Genomic DNA, 18,225 nt, shown 5'->3' with positions numbered 1-18,225 from the left:
TCGTTACCCTGAGTGGCAGTGTCTTTTCTTTGCAGCTTCTTGAGGTGATCCGCTATGCGGCAATTTCGTACCGTGACTTACGTCGTTGTTGTTCTGAGTCTGTTGCTCGGGTTGCTCTATTTACCCCTGAGACTCTCCATGGCCGCTGAACCCAAACAAGATGCCTCGTGGAGGAAACAGCAATTTGACGCCGCGAAAGAAGCGTTGGAAAAAGGGCTGCCAAAAACCGCGATCAAACACTACGACGCCATCGTACCCGCTGCGATCGCCGAAGAAGACCACGATGACGCGATCTTGGCCATGGGGATGCGAGCCTCCCTGCGAGGTCAACTCGATGGAGGCGGTGCGGAAGACCGGATCCTGCATCTTCAGGAAGACTTGGCTGCCGCACCGGAGGCCGCCAAACCGCTGCTGCAGGCGGTGCTGGCCAGTTGGTTCTATTCGTATCAGCAACAAAACCAATGGCGTTTCCAAAACCGCACCGAGATCGAAACTCGCGAGGACGACACGACGCCGATCAAGTCAGCGGATGACCTGAAAACGTGGAGTGCCCAGCGGATCATTCGCCACGCCGGTGGGCTGTTCGATCAAGCTTTGGAAAACGCTGAAACGCTTCAAACAACCGAACTGACATCGATCCAGCGATTGATCACGGAAGGCAACGCCCCCGAGTCTTATCGCCCGACGGTCTATGACTTCTTGGTCAACCAAGCAATCGACCACTTCGTCGACGCCCATTCGATCTACAGCGGACCGATCGAGCGTTTCGAATTGGAAGCGAACTCGCCAATCTCGGATCCCGTCGCCGATTTCCTCGCTTGGCAGATCCCGGAAACCGATCTTGAATCGCCGCTTCGCCGAGCCACGGAATTGATGCAGGATTGGGTTCAATTCCGTCAATCCAAAGCTGACGAACAACAAGACGCTTTCTTGGACGCGAACTGGAACCGATTGCGTTTCGCGGAACAGAACGCAGTTGGCACGACCAAAGACGAACGCTCACAAACCGCGATGCAGCGTTTCCTCAGTGAGAACGCAAACCATCCGATCAGCACCCGAGCAAGTTTCCAGCTCGCGCAAAAAGAAATGGGACAGGAAGAATTCGTTCGAGCTCATCAAATTGCCAAGGCAGCCGTAGCAGCTCATCCAGATAGTTTTGGCGGTCGCCAATGTGCCGCGTTGATCGAACAGATCGAAGCCCCCCAGCTCAACATCGCGACCGAACGTGTTTGGAACCCGGCTCTGGCCGAGTCCGCTCAAGCCGAAATCGAAATCAGCTACAAGAACATCACCCAGGTGCACTTCCGACTGGTTCCAATGAGCTTTGACCAACTGCTCAGTTCAGGGCAAATGGTTCAGAACAACGAGCACGATTGGTTGAGGAAGTTTGGCGAAGAACCCGCCGTGCAGCAGTGGTCGGTCGACTTGAAAAAAACCGCCGATTTCAAAACCAGCGTTCACCGAATCGATGTCCCCAAAGACCTGGCAAAGGGAAGCTACATGCTGATCGCCAGCGTCAACAAAGACTTCGTTTGGAAAGAGAATTACCTGGCGGGCAAACAGGTTTGGGTGAGTGAATTGGCACTTGTCACCGACGGGCGATGGAACCAAGGCACACTCGATGGCCACGTGCTGGATTCCAACACCGGCGAACCCATTCCGCAGGCCACCGTTGCCGTTTGGACCTGGGTCAACGATGGCCAGCGGCGAAACAATTTCAACAATGGCTACCGATACCGGTCGCTGCCGTCGCTGACCACAGATCAAAACGGTCGCTTCGAGTTGAAAGCGAAGAAGGGGGCCAACCTGAACAACCTGTTGTTGCTGGCTCAAAACGGCAAGGATCGCCTTCCGGCCCAGCAGCATCATTCCATTCGTCCCACGCGAACTTCGAATCAACTCAGCGGTCGCACGGTGTTCTTCACCGACCGAGCGATCTACCGACCGGGGCAAACGCTTCGCTTCAAAGCGATCGCAACGACGTACGACCAATCAAAAAACCTGTACGAAACTCACAATCGCAAATCGTTGCAGGTTCAACTGCTTGACCCCAACAACCAAGTCGTCGAAACGTTGGACTTGACCACCAACGAACGCGGCAGTTGTCACGGCAGTTTTCATCTGCCGACGTCGGGGTTGACCGGCCAAATGGGATTGGTCGTTCGAGAGTTCCCGCGAGGCACCGCCACCGTTCGTGTGGAAGAGTACAAACGTCCCAAATTCGAAGTCACACTGGATGCTCCCAAAGATCCGGTCCGACTGGAAGAATCCGTGACGGTCTCCGGTCGCGCGACCGCCTACACCGGCGCCGCGATCAACGACGCAACCGTTCGCTACACGGTCGTACGACAAGTCCAATATCCGATTTGGTGGGGATGGCGATGCTGGTGGATTCCAACGCCTCCCGCCGAACCACAAACGATCGTGCAAGGCGAAACAACCACGGATGAACTGGGACGTTTTGATGTTTCGTTCGATGCCGTACCTGACGCATCGGTTGATCGAGACAGCGAGCCCACGTTCCGATACGTGATCACCGCTGACGTGGTCGACACCACCGGCGAAACTCGCTCGGATAAACGCACGGTCACGGCGGGTTACACGACGATGTCAGCTCGAATGAGCGTCGCTCGTCCCGATTGGCTGACAGAACAAGATCCGGTCGACATTCAGGTTCACACAACCTCGCTCGATGGCGAAGCACAAGCCGCTGAAGTCAAAATCGAAGTCTGGTCGCTGAAGGCTCCCGAAGTCGTTCCGCAACCGCGATGGGGAGCTTATCAACCGCTGCCAGCGGATGCGGATGGCGAAGCGAAACGAGTTCGTCCCGAGGATCCAAATTCATGGCCGCTGGATGAATTGCAGTCCTCAAAGACTTTGCAAACCGATGCCAATGGACATGGTTCGTGGGAAGTGTCGCTTCCCAAGGGGCACTACCGAGCGGTCTTGTCGGCCGTCGATTCAGCCGGCAACTCGGTCTCGGCCTTGTTGCCGCTGCGAGTGTTTGATCCCAAAGCGGATCAACTCGGTCTGCCGATCGCCAGCCTATTTGTGATGCCTCAATCGCAGTGGGAACCAGGCGAAACATTCACCGCGGTTTGGGGTAGCGGCTACGAGGACGCCAAGGCCTTGGTGGAAGTCGAGCATCGCGGCGAGATCTTGCAGCAATACTGGACCTCCGGCGACAAGACTCAAATCGAGATCACACAAGCGATCGATGAATCGATGCGAGGTGGCTTTGTTGTCCGCGTGATGATGGTTCACGAGAACCGGCTGCATTTGCATCAACAGATCGTCAACGTTCCCTGGACGAACAAAGATTGGTCGATCCGCTGGGAACGTTTCGTTTCCAAACTCAAACCCGGTGCGGAAGAAACTTGGACCGCGGTCATCGAACCCAAGGTGGTGGATGAATCGACCAAGGCCCAGCAGGATTCCATCATGGAAATGGTGGCAACGCTTTACGACGCCTCGCTCGACGTTTTCGCGAAGCATCGTTTCGCGACCGGCTTCAACGTCTTCTATCGAGACCGAAGCACGCGAAGCCCGTATTTGAACAACGGATGGCAAGGTTTGACAACGGTCGTCATGTGGTCACACCGTGGCTATCCCGGCGGCGAACTGAGTTATCCCGATTGGGTTTCTGAATTGCAGTTGAACCAATTCTACGGACGCCCCATGCCAATGGCACGCGGGATGGCCTTTGCGGAATCCGACATGATGATGGCTGATGGGGCGGTACCAGCGTCGGCCCTGATGCAAAAGAAAGCCGGGCGTGCCATGCTCGGTGCTAACGTTGCAAAGAACGAGGTCGAATCGCGTGAGGAATCGGACGGCACACCTCCTGAATCGAATGATCCCGAGATCGATCTGTCCGGCATTCCGCCACGAAAGAATCTGAACGAGACCGCTTTCTTCTTCCCCGAATTGATCGCGGACGAAAACGGTGCGGTGAAAATGAAGTTCACCATGCCTGAAGCATTGACTCGTTGGCAGTTGTTGGGATTCGCCCACGGTGCCAACCTTGCCTCCGGAACCATTTCGGGCACTGCAGTCACCAGCAAAGACTTGATGGTTCAACCCAACCCGCCTCGAACGTTGCGGGAAGGTGACGAGATTGAACTGACAGTCAAAGTCAGCAACCAATCCGCCGCAACACAAACGGGCGTGGTGGCGTTGAACCTGTCGTCGGCGGCCAGCGGTGAATCCGTCGATGCCCAAGTCGGCAATTCACAGCCCAAGCAATCGTTTGAAATTCCCGCCGGCCAGTCCAAGACGTTCTCTTGGCGAATCCAAGTGCCCGATGGCATTGGTTACTTGGTCTACAAGGCGGTCGGTTCGACCGGACGGTTGTCCGATGGCGAAGAAGGTTACCTGCCGGTTCTGACTCGTCGCGTCTTGGTGCACGAATCCATTTCGCTGCCGATCGACGGTGCCGAAACGAAAACCTTCAAGCTGCCGAAGTTGTTAGAAGGAAATAGCGACACGCTGTCGAGCGAATCGCTGACCATTCAAATGACTTCCAATCCGGCTTGGTACGCCGTGATGGCACTGCCGTACTTGATGGAATATCCCCACGAATGCAGCGAGCAAACGTTCCATCGCTTGTATGCGAACTTGCTGGCTCGGCACATCGCCACGTCTGACCCTCGGATCCAGCGTGTGTTTGAACAGTGGCGGAATCAACCCGACGCGGCGGGTCGAGTCACGCTGGATAGCCCTCTGGCTCAGAACGAAGAGCTGAAGTCGATCGCACTCACCGAAACACCTTGGGTGTTGCAATCCAAGTCCGAATCGGAGGCACGTCGCAACGTTGGGATCTTGTTTGACACCAATCGTGTCAACGATCAAGCCGACCGATTGACGCGGCGTTTGATCGAACTGCAAAAAGAGGATGGCAGCTTCGCTTGGTTTGATGGTGGCCCTTCCAACGACACCATCACCATGCTGATTGTCACAGGATTCGGTCGACTGCAACATCTGGGCGTCGAGGTCGACATGCAGGTGGCGATGAAAGCGCTCAAGCACTTGGACGCTTACGCGACCAAGCTCTATGAACGCATCAAGCCAGAAAACCGCAGCAAGGCACATGTCTCGCCGACGGTCGCGATGCTGTTGTATGGCCGCAGTTTCTACAAGGATCAACCGACCGCACCCGAGCACAAGGAAGCGGTTGAATACTGGACCAACCAGCTCGCAGAACATTGGTTGTCGTTGTCGAGTCGAATGAGCCAAGGGCATGCAGCGATTGCCTTGCACCGATTGGGGCGACTCAATGAGGCCAAAGGAATCGTCGCGTCATTGATCGAACGATCGGTGGTCGATGAGCAGGGCATGCACTGGAACGATGCCAACTCAGGCTGGTGGTGGCACCAAGCACCCATTGAAACGCAGGCCATGATGATTGAGGTACTCGACGAAGTCGCCGGCGATCTCCAGCGGGTCGAACTCTGCCAAGCTTGGTTGCTGCGTCAGAAAGAAACTCAGTCTTGGGAAACCACGAAATCCACCGCCGATGCGGTGTACGCGTTGCTGCTGCGAGGCACCGACAAACTGGCATCTGATGAAGTCGTCGACATCGCGGTGGGGCAACAGGAAGTCCCCAAGGGCAATGTGGAAGCCGGCACCGGTTTCTACCAGCATCGTTTCTCGGCGGATGAGATCACGCCTGAGATGGGATCGATTCAGGTCAAGAAGACCACCTCAGGCATCGCTTGGGGCGGAGTCCACTGGCAGTACTTCGAGAACATCGAAAACATCACGCCGCACGATGGGACGCCATTGCAAATCGAAAAGCAACTGTTTGTCGTCCGTGCGACGGATTCCGGCCCCGTGCTGCGTCCTATTGGGGACGAACCCGTTCGAGTTGGCGATGAACTGGTCTCCAGACTGATCATTCGCAGTGATCGCGACATGGAATTCTTGCACCTTCGAGATCATCGCGGCAGCGGCACCGAGCCAGTCAACGTGCTGTCCCAATACCGTCGGCAAGATGCGTTGGGGTACTACCAAAGCACTCGAGACGCGGCCGAGCATTTCTTCATTGGCTACCTGTCCAAGGGAACCTATGTGTTGGAATCCCGCTGCCGTGTGCAGCTTCGCGGGAACTATCAGACTGGAATGGCAAGCATCGAATCGATGTATGCACCTCAGTACAACAGCCACAGCGAAAGCCATGCACTTGAGGTGAAGTGAGCAGGATCGCTCGACGATTCACTCTGCTTTTTCATTCCAGTGCAATGTGCTGTTGAATTGAGCAGGGGGGTGTTCAAGGTTCACGCACGTGTTCGGTCGTCCGACCGTGCTGATATACAGCGGGCACGAATCTACCGTTAGATCATTGGTATGAAAGCTGCGTTTGAGGATGAGATCTCAAGATTGGCAAACCATTGTCAATCAAGTTTTCGACTCCCGAACCTCTTGCAGTGATTTGATGAAAACGGGCTTTTTGATCGACATGGATGGCGTCATCTACCGCGGCAGTGAACTGATCCCAGGGGCCGATCAGTTCATCGACGTATTGATTCGTCAGGACATTCCTTTCCTGTTCTTGACCAACAACAGCCAAAGGACTCGGCGCGACGTTCAAACCAAACTCCATCGGATGGGGATTTTCGTGGAAGAGTCTCACATATTTACCTGTGCGATGGCAACGGCGAGGTTCCTCGCCAAACTGAAACCCAATGGCACCGCGTACATCATTGGTGAAGGCGGTCTGCTGCAGGCAATGCATCAAAACGGATTCTCCATCGTGGATCACTCGCCCGACTTTGTTGTTGTCGGCGAAGGACGCACGATCACGCTCAATGCGCTGGAATCAGCGGTCGACATGATCCTTGGTGGTGCCAAGCTGATTGCCACCAACTTGGATCCCAGTTGCCCAACCAAGAACGGCACACGACCGGGGTGTGGAGCCACCGTCGCGTACCTCGAAGCGGTCACCGGACGCAAAGCCTTTAGCGTGGGGAAACCCAGTCCCATCATGATGCGAGCAGCTCGCAAGGAACTGAAGCTAGCCACGTCCCAAACTGTGATGGTGGGCGACACGATGGAAACCGACATCCTGGGCGGCGTCCAAATGGGCTACCGAACCGTGCTGACGTTGTCCGGTGGCACGAACAAAGAAGACCTAGGCCAATTCGCTTACGGGCCCGACGTGATCGTCGACTCGATCGCTGAGCTTTGCGATGTCAGCGAGTTTGTGGAGAGCAGTCTGCCAGTCGGCAACCGCGAGGACGACACCGTCACCAACTTCGCCGCGTGGGCCGCCGCCAACGCGTGATGGTTCGGTTTGAAGTAGGTCAGGTCTGACCTGACATACGCTCTGATGTTTCGGTGGACGCGAGGCGTTGGCGGAACCCGGGCTTCTTCTGGCGGGGCAGATCCAGCGGCGATTTACCATTGCCAGGTAGAACCTGCCCTACGCGTTCTAGGGCAGAACGCTAGGTTGATTTGGCGTGGGCGGTTTGAACTAGCCAGAACGAAAACGAGCGATCGGTTTTCCGATCGCTCATCCAGTTCGGCAACGTAGGCCAGGTCTCACCTGGCACCCGCGCCGATGCTTCGGCAGAAGCGAGGCGTGATCGCCTTGCAGACTTCTTTTGACGGGGCGGATCCAACGGCCAATCACCAACGCCAGGTGGAACCTGGCCTACGTCGCTAACTCTGCCGAGCTCTACTCTTCGCTGGTTGGGACCAGCATTTCGACTTTACGGAAGTCGACTTCGAGGTCTTGGTTGCCGTGCAGTTGCAGGGCGATCACTCCGGAATCAGCCAAGTCTTCCACCACATGGTCGACAGCCAAACAATCGTTCAAGTGAACGACGATGCGTTTGCCATGAACGCTGACGGTCATCATGTTCCAAGGCGTTTCATCATCGTCTGAAACCACAGGTTTCTTGTCGAGTTGCAAACCTTCCCGGGCTTGTTTCCAGTGTCGATTGACGACGGCATGACGGTCTTTGGGGAACCCCGTTTCGAGGTAATGCAGAGGACGCACCAACCACCCTGCTCCGCCCGTTTGGTACAGGCCGCCAACTTCATCGGAGTTGTCAATTTCGCACTGAACGCCTTTGACGAACGGTTTGTTCTCGGTGATCTCACTGCGAACAAAGAAGCCGCTGTCGCCCTTTTTGAATCGATACTCGATCCGATAGGTTCCATCGGTCATCGGATGCTTGCTGTACAGCATCCCGTTGGGTTCGTTGGCTTCGCTGCTGGCGCGGCCTTGCAGGATTCCATCGACCACTGTCCAGGTACCACCGCCGACGGTTTCCCAACCGTCCAATGACTTGCCGTCGAACAAAGGCTTCCACTCGTGGCTGCCCAGGTTGCGAACCTTCAAATTACGGAAGCGGTACGTCTGGCCTTTTTCGCCGTGGTGCTGCAGTCCGATTCGGCCGCTCAGATTAACGGGGTCAAAGTAGTCGGTCGTAGGCACATCATTGATGAAGAACTGCAAGTGATTGCCGACACAGCGAATCCGATATCGGTTCCAGCGATCGCGATCGAACGCGGCTTGGGCTTCGGGTTGTTCCCACAATGGATTGAGCCATTGCCGGCGACCTTCGTCGTATAAACCGCCCGACCATCGACGGTCGGTCGGGTCCGCTTCCGCTTGATAGCCAAAGACCTTGTTCGGTGAAACTTGGCCACGAGCCATGAAGCCACTGTTGGACTTGCCTTCGGGAAGTTTGACTTCGCCCTCAAACTCGTAGTCCTGAAAAATCTTCTCGGTCACCAAGAAGAACTTCTTGTCGGCGGTCAGATGGATTTCGCCATCGACCACTTCGGTCTTGCCCCATTCGTAAGGGTTGGTCCAACCGGTGAGCGATTTGCCGTCGAAGAGCGATTGCATCTCGTTCGCGGGGGCTTGTGATTCGGTCTTTGCGGGTTTCGGCATGTCATCGCCGGTCGCGACAGACCCGCAGCAGATGCTGACGCAGAAGAGCGAGGCAAAAGCCCATGATTGGGGGCAATTGCGACTGAGGGACGTGAGCCAGGATGGTTTCATCATTCGATGGATTGAGTTTTGTGGGAGGTGGGGAGCTGATTCAGGTTGGACATTGGCGATGCCGAGATGCCAACAACGGTTTGCCGGGGCACCTTCAGCGGATTGTCAGTATACTCCAGGAATTGCTTTCCTCCGAGAATCCCGCCCAGAGTGGCCATGCCAAACTATTCACGCATCGCACTGAAGATAATCGCCGCAGCGGTAGAAACTTCGCGTGAAGAGAGCGGGAAAAAACGTGAACCGGTGGACACTTCCGCTTCGACACCCGAGCGATCCTGGCGGCGAAATGCCATTGGAATCCTTTCGGGCATCATGCTTTGTTTGGGGGGAGTGTTCTATTTTGCGGGTATCGGCGAAGAAACCCTCGGCTCGGCGTCGACTCATGCCTTTGTCACCGCGGCGCTGCTGCGTGTCGGATTGGTCCTGGGAGCGTTGTGGCTGGCCTGGGACTCGTTGAAGCGACCCGCTCGATGGCTGCCGCCTGGATTGGCGGTCGCAGGCGTGATCGGCATCGTCGTGGTTGCCGCCCAGCCTCGGTTGCTGCTGGCCATCGCGCCTGCACTCGGCGGACTGGCACTTTTGACCGGTGTGATGCGAATCTTTCGAAGCAAGTGACCTCCAACCGAGCAGCAACCGATGAGCGAAAACACTGATTCACAATACCTGATGCTCAAGCGAACCGTATCGGCCACGCTTGCCGTCTGGATTTGCTCTTTGGTCTTCGTCGCGGCGGTTGCGGCCCAAGACCCCGCCCCGCAACGCTCGAGTGACCGACCCAACATCGTGTTGATCATGGCGGATGACATGGGGTTTGAATGCATCGGTGCCAACGGTGCGCTCGACTATCAAACGCCCAACATCGACCGGATCGCCAACGAAGGCCTGCGGTTCGAACATTGTTACTCCCAGCCCATTTGCACACCGTCGCGAGTCAAGCTGATGACCGGCATGACCAACAAGCGAAATTATGTGAAGTTTGGAACGCTCGACCGAAAACAAACCACGTTCGCTCATCTGTTGAAATCCGCTGGATACCGGACCTGCATCGCGGGCAAGTGGCAACTGGGAAGCGAACTGGATTCACCACAGCACTTTGGATTCGAAGAGTCGCTGTTGTGGCAACACACTCGCGGACGAATGGACAGTCAGAAACGGGACACCCGCTATCCCAACCCGCGACTCGAGCGAAATGGAACAGAAGAGAACTACGACGAAGGCGAGTTCTCTTCCGACCTATTCGCTTACTTCCTTTGCGACTTCATGGAAACGAATCGTGACCAGCCGTTCCTGGCGTATTACCCCATGGCGCTGGTTCATTGTCCGTTCTGTCCCACGCCTGATTCGGAAGACTGGGATCCGACTTCACACGGCTCGAAGACTTACAAAGGCCAACCGGAACACTTCGGCGACATGGTGGCTTACGTGGACAAGATCGTCGGCCGCATCGATCGCAAGTTGGGCGAGCTCGGAATTCGCGAAAACACGTTGCTGATTTTCACCGGTGACAATGGCACCGACAAACCGATCGTCACCCAGACGCGGTTTGGCGAAGTCGTCGGTGCAAAAGGCGAGATGGTCGACGCGGGCAACCATGTGACTTGCATCGCCAAGTGGCCAAGCGTGATCCAGCCGGGACGCGTGACCTCACAAATCATCGATTTCAGTGATTTTCTGCCGACGATGTGTGAGGTCGCGGGTGCTGAAGTTCCCGCGAAATTGCCAATCGATGGCCAGAGCTTTCTGCCGGTGCTGGGTGGCACTGAGGGACAGGGACGCGAATCGATGTTCATGTGGTATGAACGAAACGGACGTCCCAAGAAGGCTCGCGAATTTGCTCGCAACCAACGCTACAAACTGTATGGCGATGGCTCGTTCTTCGACGTTGAGATGGATCGCAACGAAAAGGCTCCGTTGCAATCCTTGACCGACGATCAAAAGGCGGTCCGAAGCAAGCTACAAGCCAAGATCGACTCCTTCGCGGACATCATCCCGCCACAAGCTCGCTAGCGTCTGTGGCACAGCAGCCTGTTGATTTAGTCGTATACCGAGTGACAACAATTAGCCGATGGGCGTTAGCCCCGGTTGGTGTCTGACTAACCGCCGCTAACGCGGTACGGCTCATTAAATCAACAGCCCGATAGGCTTCGTTGCCTGTGGGTTACAAAATCACAGGCAGAGGCCTATGCCACTGTTGAGCGGACTACTTGGTCGTCCACTCGGGAGCAGGTTGGATCTCGTCGGCGACCGCGCCGCCTTGGTCTTTGCGGCCGCTGCCTTCGAGTCGGCTGATCACGCGAACGGTCATGTCGTGGTCGCAATTGATTTGGCAACTGAGCCGAACACCGGGCTCGGTCACTTCGCGAACGCGAAGGGTTTCTTTTTCGGCGGCAGTGATCTGTTCCGGTTCCCCTTCCACGAATTCCACTCGGCACGTCGTGCACCTGGAAACGCCACCGCACGCGTGCAACTGATCCGTGCCAGCTTCTTCGACCAACGCTTTGACCAAACGTTTGCCAGCGGGGACATCAAAGGTACCAACGTTTTCGACGGTGAGCTTAGGCATGGAGACTCGATTGGAAGTGGTGGGGAAAGACATCAATCGCCGGGCTGAGAAGCCCGGCGGACGAACGGTTGGTTAGCCAACGGTGGCTGACTGTTTGCGATCGACTTTCACGGAATCAAAGTCGACGGTGCAGAAGTAATCGTCGAAGGTTTCAGCGCGACGGATCGCTCGGAACTCACCCGCGTCGTTGAACACGATCTCGGCGGAACGAAGACGTCCGTTGTATTGGAACCCCATGCTGTGGCCGTGAGCGCCGGCATCGTGAATGACCGCGATGTCACCGACTTCTGTCGCGGGCATTTTGCGATCGATCGCGAATTTATCGTTGTTCTCGCAAAGCGATCCGACAATGTCGACGGTGCGATCAGCGGGTTGGTCCTCTTTGCCCATCACGGTGATGTGATGGTAAGCCCCGTACATGCCCGGACGCATCAGGTTGCTCATGCAAGCGTCCACGCCGACGTAGTCTTTGTAGGACGATTTTTGATTGATGACTTTGGTGATCAGATAACCAAACGGTCCGGTCATCGCACGACCGTTTTCCATCAGGATTCGCACAGGAGCGATTCCAGCAGGAACCAAAATCGATTCGTAAAGCTTGCGAACACCATCGCCAAACGCTGGCAAGTCGACAGGTTCTTGGCCGGGCTGGTAAGGCACGCCGATCCCGCCACCCAGGTTGATGCACTCGACCGAGATGCCCGTTTCGCGATGAATTTCGGCGGCGAGCTCAAACAACATTTCGGCGGTTTGCAACAACGCTTCGATGTTCAGTTCATTGCTGACCACCATCGCGTGCAAACCGAATCGCGAAATGCCGAGTTCGGCACAGCGGCGATAGCCATCCATGAGTTGCTCGCGAGTGCTACCGAACTTGGCTTCTTTGGGATCGCCGATGATCACATTGCCCTGGCGTTCCGGTCCGGGATTGAATCGGAACGAAACCATTTCTGGCAACGGGCTCAATTGAGCAATTTGGTCAATGTGGTGCGGGGTATCGAGATTGATGATCGCGCCGAGTTTGTTGGCGATCTCAAACTCTTCCATCGTGGTGTTGTTGGACGTGAACATCACGTCTTGGCCGGTGATGCCCAATCGTTCGCAGGTGATCAACTCGGCCACGCTGCTGCAATCTGCCCCACCGCCTTCCTCGGCCATCATCGCGACGATGTGCGGGTTCGGGGTGGCTTTGACAGCGAAATACTGCTGAAACCCTTCGTTCCAGGCAAACGCATCGGTCAATTCACGAGCCCGCGCGCGGATCCCATCTTCGTGATACAGGACGAATGGCGTGGGGTGATCTTCGATGATTCGGTCGATCAAGTCGCGATCGAACGGCAATGGTTGATAGTGCATCAGAGGGCTCTGGAATCGGTTGAAAGTGTTCCGAGTGGAGTACCCGAAAGAATAGTCGCCGGAGCAACTTTCGAAAACCGATCAGTTGCCGTCACCAAACGAGAACCCAAACCCGCTGAAGGGCACGATTCCATAGACGCCCTCGGTGAAGACCTGGCTGACGAACCGGTCAAACAACCGAATCGGGCTGGGGGGGATGATGACCACGTCGCCGTCCTGCAACCAGATTTCGTCGATTGGACGAGAATCCTTGCCCATGATGGCACCTCGCAGGTCCAGCATCGTGGACAGCAATTCCCAGTTCGGACCGCGACGGAAAATCACGACCTGACGCAGGTTTGCCCCGGGGACATAGCCACCGCCCAACGCAATTCCGCCCAGCACGGTTGTCGGTGCGTCGATTTCGAATCGGCCCGGCGTGGTGACTTCACCCAGAACATAAACGTAGTGGGGAGCCTGTTGCTCGAGGACGACTTCGACATCCAAGCCAGCCGACATCGAATCGTATCGCAGGATGATTTCGCGTTTGAGTTCGCTCAGCGTCAGGCCTTGTGCAGGAACGGCTCCTAAACGAGGCAGCCGGAGCGTGCCTTCGGGCGTGATCGTTTGCACGGTTTGTTGAGGGTTGAACCCTTCGGAACCGCTGATGGCCTCGCGAATTTGTCGGGCGATGTTGCCGGTCGCGACAGGAGTCACATCGATCGACGGATCGGGGTAGTACTCCTTGTAGCGTTCGTTCAACAATTCGCGAAGCTGATCGATGGTTTGGCCGGCGGCGTGAATCTGGCCGATGAAACGCAGCGTGATCGTTCCGTCGGGTTGGATTTCCAAACCGCGTTCGAGCGTTCCTCGAGTCAGCTTTTCATCCGCTTCGGATTCGATCAGCAGTTCATCACCGACAACCAAGCGGTAGGCACCGACCGAACGCACGGTTTTGATCAGGAACGTCAACTGAACTTGGTCTCCGCCACGCAATCGGCATTCGTGCATCGGTGCTGTACGTGCTGGTCCGACGTAGTTGCCAGGGCCGTACAGGTTGAACGGCATGCTTTGAGGACAACGCCAGCACTGGCAGGCGGGACGAGTGCCGGTGCAAACGCCGAGCGTCTTGCTCAACCGTTCCACCCCAACACCACTGCGGTCGACGCATCCGCCACAAGTTGAGCACGTGATTGAGCTGGGATGGCCCGAAAGTGGACCTCCACCGTGGGATGCGAACGAGGCAGGCAATGGCCAACGCGTGACTTCGTCTTGCATCAAGTCCGGCCATGTGGGCGTGCCCATGTTCTGACTCGAAGCAGATCCACTGCGGTTGGAGTTCGTCGAGTGTTGTCGCGAATCCATCGTTTCGGTATCGATCACCGAACGTGAACGAGTTGCCGATGGATCATCCGCTGGCTTCTTGGGATCCGCTTCACGTCTTGGCGGCTCCGTATCGACGGCGCGTTTCGCCGGAGGAGTTGTCGGTTTGGTTGATTGAGTCGAACGAGCTTTCGGCGCAGGCGAGGTGCGCGGTGCTTCAAGATCGCTGGCTGATTCGACCGCGGTGTCCTCGTCCTTCAACGCATTGAGACGTTTGGATTGTTCGCTCGATTTGGGTGTTTGAGTTCGTTCGCGATTTGGAACCGGCCGAAACTCAGGCAACTCTTGGTTGTTCGTGGCTGGTGCGTTGCCTCCCAAGCGTTGTGGACGAGCGGGTGTCGTTCGGTCCGTCTGAGGTTGACGAGGGCGAAGCGGTGGCGGCAGTTCCAGTAGTTTCTCTTGTTCCGCCGTTTTCTGGTTGACGGAAGGCTTCACCGTGCGAGGCGGGGATGCCGGTGGCGTCAATGCCGGTGGAACCGGCGGCGGTGTGGACGGTTTGGCCGGTGCCGGAGTCGGGATCGATTCGGGCAACGCGTTGTTGCGTGGCGCAGTTGGTTCGGCGGGTGCGGCGTTGGATGGCAAGCCGGGGATCAAGTCACGAGAACGTGATTCGAAGCGTGCGCGAGCCTCCAGTTTGGCTTGTTCGGCACGCAAGTTGTGCTCTTCCAAGCGCTGGCGATAGTTCCGCAGTGAGTTGACCTCGAGCAGTTCGTCTTCATTGACCGGTGGATTGTCCGGCAGGTCGTCCATGGCGAACGATGGCGCAGGCAACTTGGCCGTGTTGCCACCCAAGACCGTTGGCCGCGCGTTGGTTTCAGGAGTCGCTTGTCCCGGCGCGACCAATTCTTGCGCGTGCGTTGGCACGACGGACAAAACATCCACGCAGATCATTGGCAGCAACAAACCGGTTGCCAAGCAAACGCGACGAAACGCCGATCGAAGACGAGTTGGTTTCATGGGACGATCCATCGAAATCAGGTGGACGGTGAGGGCGCTGGCTTGCATTACCAAAACAGACCACTGCGGGGCGTTGTCGAACGAGCGGGAGCGGTGGGCATTGACGGATCAACAATTCGTGATTGAGTCGCACGACCATTTGGTGCCGGCACAATCAGCTGGCCTTGGTCAATCGAATTCCGCTGCATGGGACGTGACGCTGTCTGCGGATAAGCGTGCGATGGCACCTGTCTGGTCGCAACGTTTGACTGAGTGAAATTTTGTTGCGCAGCCTGTTGATTCGTTGCTGCAAACTGCTGATGCGTTTTCGCGAATTGCGACGGCGTCATCACTTGAACCGGCAGTTCGCTGGGCAAGTTTGTCGAGGCGAGTTGTTGCTGACATTCAGCCGCCAATTGATCGTCGCCTGATTGGCTGGCCGCTCGCATCAGATCTTCAACGCTTTGTCGTGTTGGTTTCTGCTTCACACTCAGCAGCAACAACTCTTTCGCAATCGCGGGCATCGATCGGCTGAGTAAGTTGCGTCCCAGTTCGGCGGTGGCTTGGGGATTGTCGGGGCCGATTTCGACCGCCGCACGCCGGTACATCAAAGCCAGTTCCGACGCGTGTAATCGAGAGCGTGATTCGGTCAAATCGGAATTGGATTGTGGTGTCAGTGTGGCTGATTCCAGATCCGCCAAAATCATGGTGGCTTCCGCTGCGAGCGGACCGCCAATGGTGGCTTCGACCCAGCGTTGGCGTGCGTAATTGAGGTAAGCCTCGATCGCACGTTCCGCAGTCAACGACGATGTGTCCACACCATGAAGCGCCGGTGTTTGGTGCACTTCAACCAACCGATTCAAGGCGGCTTGATCGACCGGGCCATAGCGACCGGTGAAGTCAGTCGACTCCTGTATCGCGGTGATCGCTTCGTTGAGCTGCGACGTGTGCAGGTTGCCTCCGGTTTGCGAGTCTCGCAGCGAGGCGATGATACGAAGCGTTTGCGTCGCGGACTCTTTGGCCGAATGAAACGCGCCTCGGCGTGCGGCGAAGTGTGCGCTTCGAAGTTGGTTGACCGCTGATTGCGCCAAATCGGCCGTGCGAGCGTGGTGATTGATCGGATCGGATGCGGGCATCGGCCGAGTGAACGCTTGCTGTGATTGTCCGAGCGATGCGGTAGCGCTGTCGCTCACGTCCAGTTTGCGCCGTCGCGTGATTGTTGGTGGTTCTTCCGCCGGCACCGGCGTGTTCATGATGATGGTGACCGGAGGAAGAGCAGGGGCAACCAAGGCTGGTTGGGCTGCGGGCGGTTTCCAAGCCGGTGCCGTTTCAGATGTAGGGGGAAGAGCCAACGGGCGCGGTTGCCAAACTCGGCTGGGTTTTGAGTTTGGTCCCGTCGGCAAATCACCGGCATGGGCCGATGCTGAGATCGACGCAATCAAGACCGCCAACGAGACACGTCGGACCAGCAAGCCGCGACGAGACCGTTCCTTGGCGGTTCGATCTGCGCGGTCTCGACCAGTCAGATGTCGTGGCTTCATATTGCGATCCATCGCATTCCCAGCGTGTTTCGGAGGGGAGTTCATCCTTGAAGTCCCAGGTCCATGAGGACCGTGCTGAAGAGTCGCGGAGCATTCGTTCGGCATCCGATCCGAGCGAAATTCAGGCGACATTGTCCAGCTATCCGGCGTATCGACGAACCCGCAGGAATTTCTGTACACGGAGCCGCCACCGGTGGGTGGAATCAACGCTTCGAACACGCGTGACCGTTATCCAGGTGCAAATTCGCACAACCGGCATATTCGGACTGCGGGCTGAATTGACAGGGGCGATTCGATGATGACGCCCGTCAAATCATGGCTCATTCCACTGAGGATGATTTTTGAAGCCTTTGAACTTGCTCTCCGGTCCTCAAAGCTGTCAACCAAGTAGTTGATAAACGACTCGCAAACCATCCAATTGATTGAGGTTTGACCGTGAGGACTGTGCAAGGCGGAGTGAACCGTCGCGGATTCACATTGGTGGAATTGTTGGTGGTGATCGCCATCATTGGCGTTCTGATCGCAATGCTTTTGCCGGCGGTCCAGAGCGTTCGTGAGGCGGCTCGCCAGACCAAGTGTCGCAATCGAATCCGTCAAATTGCGTTGGCGTGTCAGAACTACGAATCCATGTTTCGCGACCTTCCCGGCTACTCGGGCGAAGTCCCTCCCTTCTTGGTCGACTTTGACAGCCGCCGGCAATACGACTCTCGGTTCAATGGCGGCAATTGGTTGGTCCAAGCGATGGCGCTGATGGAGCAAGCTGACTTGGCACCGCCGCTGGCGAAGATCGGAGCCGCGACAACGATCACGCCGACTGACCGAGTGCAGCATCACGTCCAATCGGCGATCGCGACTTTTCATTGCCCAACCCGACGTGACGCGGATGCTTATCCATTGCTAGAACCGTATCTCAGTCGGTACGGAGAGACCGGAGGACGAACGGATTACGCCATGTGCGGTGGGCCCGCGTCGGTCAACGAGGCGGACCATCGAGTCATCGAAAGCGAGTACGACGGGGTTTGGCGTTTAGGCGGCAGAACACGCTTGTCACGAGTTTGGGACGGTTTGAGTCACACGTATTTGGTCGGCGAAAAGGCGATGGATTCGCTGAAATACACCACCGGGGACTGCTTTGGCGACCGGGCTCCTCTGGCCGGTTACACAGGAATCGGGACAACCACGCACTCATATGTCCGTTTCGCGGCCCGGCAACCGGCATTGGACACCCCCGACAATTGTTTGTCGTGTCACGACTTTGGAAGTGCCCACCCGCATGGCTGGAATGCAGCGATGGTGGATGGATCGGTGAAAATGTTGACGTACACTCAAGACATCAACATTCACCGCGCGGCCGCGTCGATCGATGGTCGCGAAATTCCTACCTACGATCATTGATTTCAATTTGACTCAATCGAAACTGCCCAAGAAGTCGATTTGCAAATGGGATAAGTCCA

10 protein-coding genes are annotated in these 18,225 nt (G+C 56.5%); 5 read left to right on the top strand and 5 right to left on the bottom strand.

The window, feature by feature from the left end:
* Positions 1-54 precede the first annotated feature (54 nt).
* Both RB_RS18815 and RB_RS18810 read left to right on the top strand, forming a co-directional pair.
* A complete protein-coding gene (locus tag RB_RS18815) occupies positions 55-6,195 on the top strand; it encodes an alpha-2-macroglobulin family protein (RefSeq protein WP_011122194.1) in 6,141 nt (2,046 codons plus the stop codon).
* A 238-nt stretch (positions 6,196-6,433) separates the two neighbouring features.
* A complete protein-coding gene (locus RB_RS18810) occupies positions 6,434-7,282 on the top strand; it encodes an HAD-IIA family hydrolase (RefSeq protein ID WP_037247187.1) in 849 nt (282 codons plus the stop codon).
* Positions 7,283-7,675: 393 nt separating this feature from the next.
* On the opposite strand, the gene RB_RS18805 is transcribed toward RB_RS18810, so the two are convergent.
* On the bottom strand, positions 7,676-8,902 hold the full coding sequence (locus RB_RS18805) for a 3-keto-disaccharide hydrolase (RefSeq protein WP_231845783.1): 1,227 nt from the start codon (positions 8,900-8,902) through the stop codon (positions 7,676-7,678).
* A 267-nt stretch (positions 8,903-9,169) separates the two neighbouring features.
* Here RB_RS18805 and RB_RS18800 point away from each other — a divergent pair, with 267 nt between their 5' ends.
* Positions 9,170-9,628, top strand: coding sequence for a hypothetical protein (locus RB_RS18800; RefSeq protein ID WP_037247147.1), 459 nt, complete (start codon positions 9,170-9,172; stop codon positions 9,626-9,628).
* Positions 9,629-9,649: 21 nt separating this feature from the next.
* On the top strand, positions 9,650-11,020 hold the full coding sequence (locus RB_RS18795; RefSeq protein ID WP_011122187.1) for a sulfatase-like hydrolase/transferase: 1,371 nt from the start codon (positions 9,650-9,652) through the stop codon (positions 11,018-11,020).
* Positions 11,021-11,213: 193 nt separating this feature from the next.
* Here RB_RS18795 and RB_RS18785 read toward each other — a convergent pair whose 3' ends face one another.
* The 4 genes from RB_RS18785 to RB_RS18770 all read right to left on the bottom strand — a co-directional run bounded on the left by RB_RS18785 (position 11,214) and on the right by RB_RS18770 (position 16,771).
* Positions 11,214-11,576 (bottom strand): 2Fe-2S iron-sulfur cluster-binding protein, encoded by a 363-nt coding sequence (locus tag RB_RS18785; protein WP_007338472.1) that lies wholly within the window; start codon positions 11,574-11,576, stop codon positions 11,214-11,216.
* A 72-nt stretch (positions 11,577-11,648) separates the two neighbouring features.
* On the bottom strand, positions 11,649-12,932 hold the full coding sequence (locus tag RB_RS18780; RefSeq protein ID WP_007333477.1) for a diaminopimelate decarboxylase: 1,284 nt from the start codon (positions 12,930-12,932) through the stop codon (positions 11,649-11,651).
* Between the two features lie 81 nt (positions 12,933-13,013).
* A complete protein-coding gene (locus RB_RS18775; protein WP_164922211.1) occupies positions 13,014-15,263 on the bottom strand; it encodes a polysaccharide biosynthesis/export family protein in 2,250 nt (749 codons plus the stop codon).
* A 35-nt stretch (positions 15,264-15,298) separates the two neighbouring features.
* Complete coding sequence (locus RB_RS18770) at positions 15,299-16,771, bottom strand: hypothetical protein (protein WP_231845781.1); 1,473 nt, start codon at positions 16,769-16,771, stop codon at positions 15,299-15,301.
* Between the two features lie 444 nt (positions 16,772-17,215).
* On the opposite strand from RB_RS18770, the gene RB_RS18765 reads away from it, so the two are divergent.
* On the top strand, positions 17,216-18,166 hold the full coding sequence (locus tag RB_RS18765) for a DUF1559 family PulG-like putative transporter (RefSeq protein WP_164922937.1): 951 nt from the start codon (positions 17,216-17,218) through the stop codon (positions 18,164-18,166).
* Positions 18,167-18,225 lie beyond the last annotated feature (59 nt).

Source organism: Rhodopirellula baltica SH 1 (assembly GCF_000196115.1).
GTDB classification, from domain to species: domain Bacteria; phylum Planctomycetota; class Planctomycetia; order Pirellulales; family Pirellulaceae; genus Rhodopirellula; species Rhodopirellula baltica.
The sequence above is the reverse complement of the archived record's forward strand: the minus strand, read 5'-3'. Positions and strand labels throughout refer to the sequence as shown.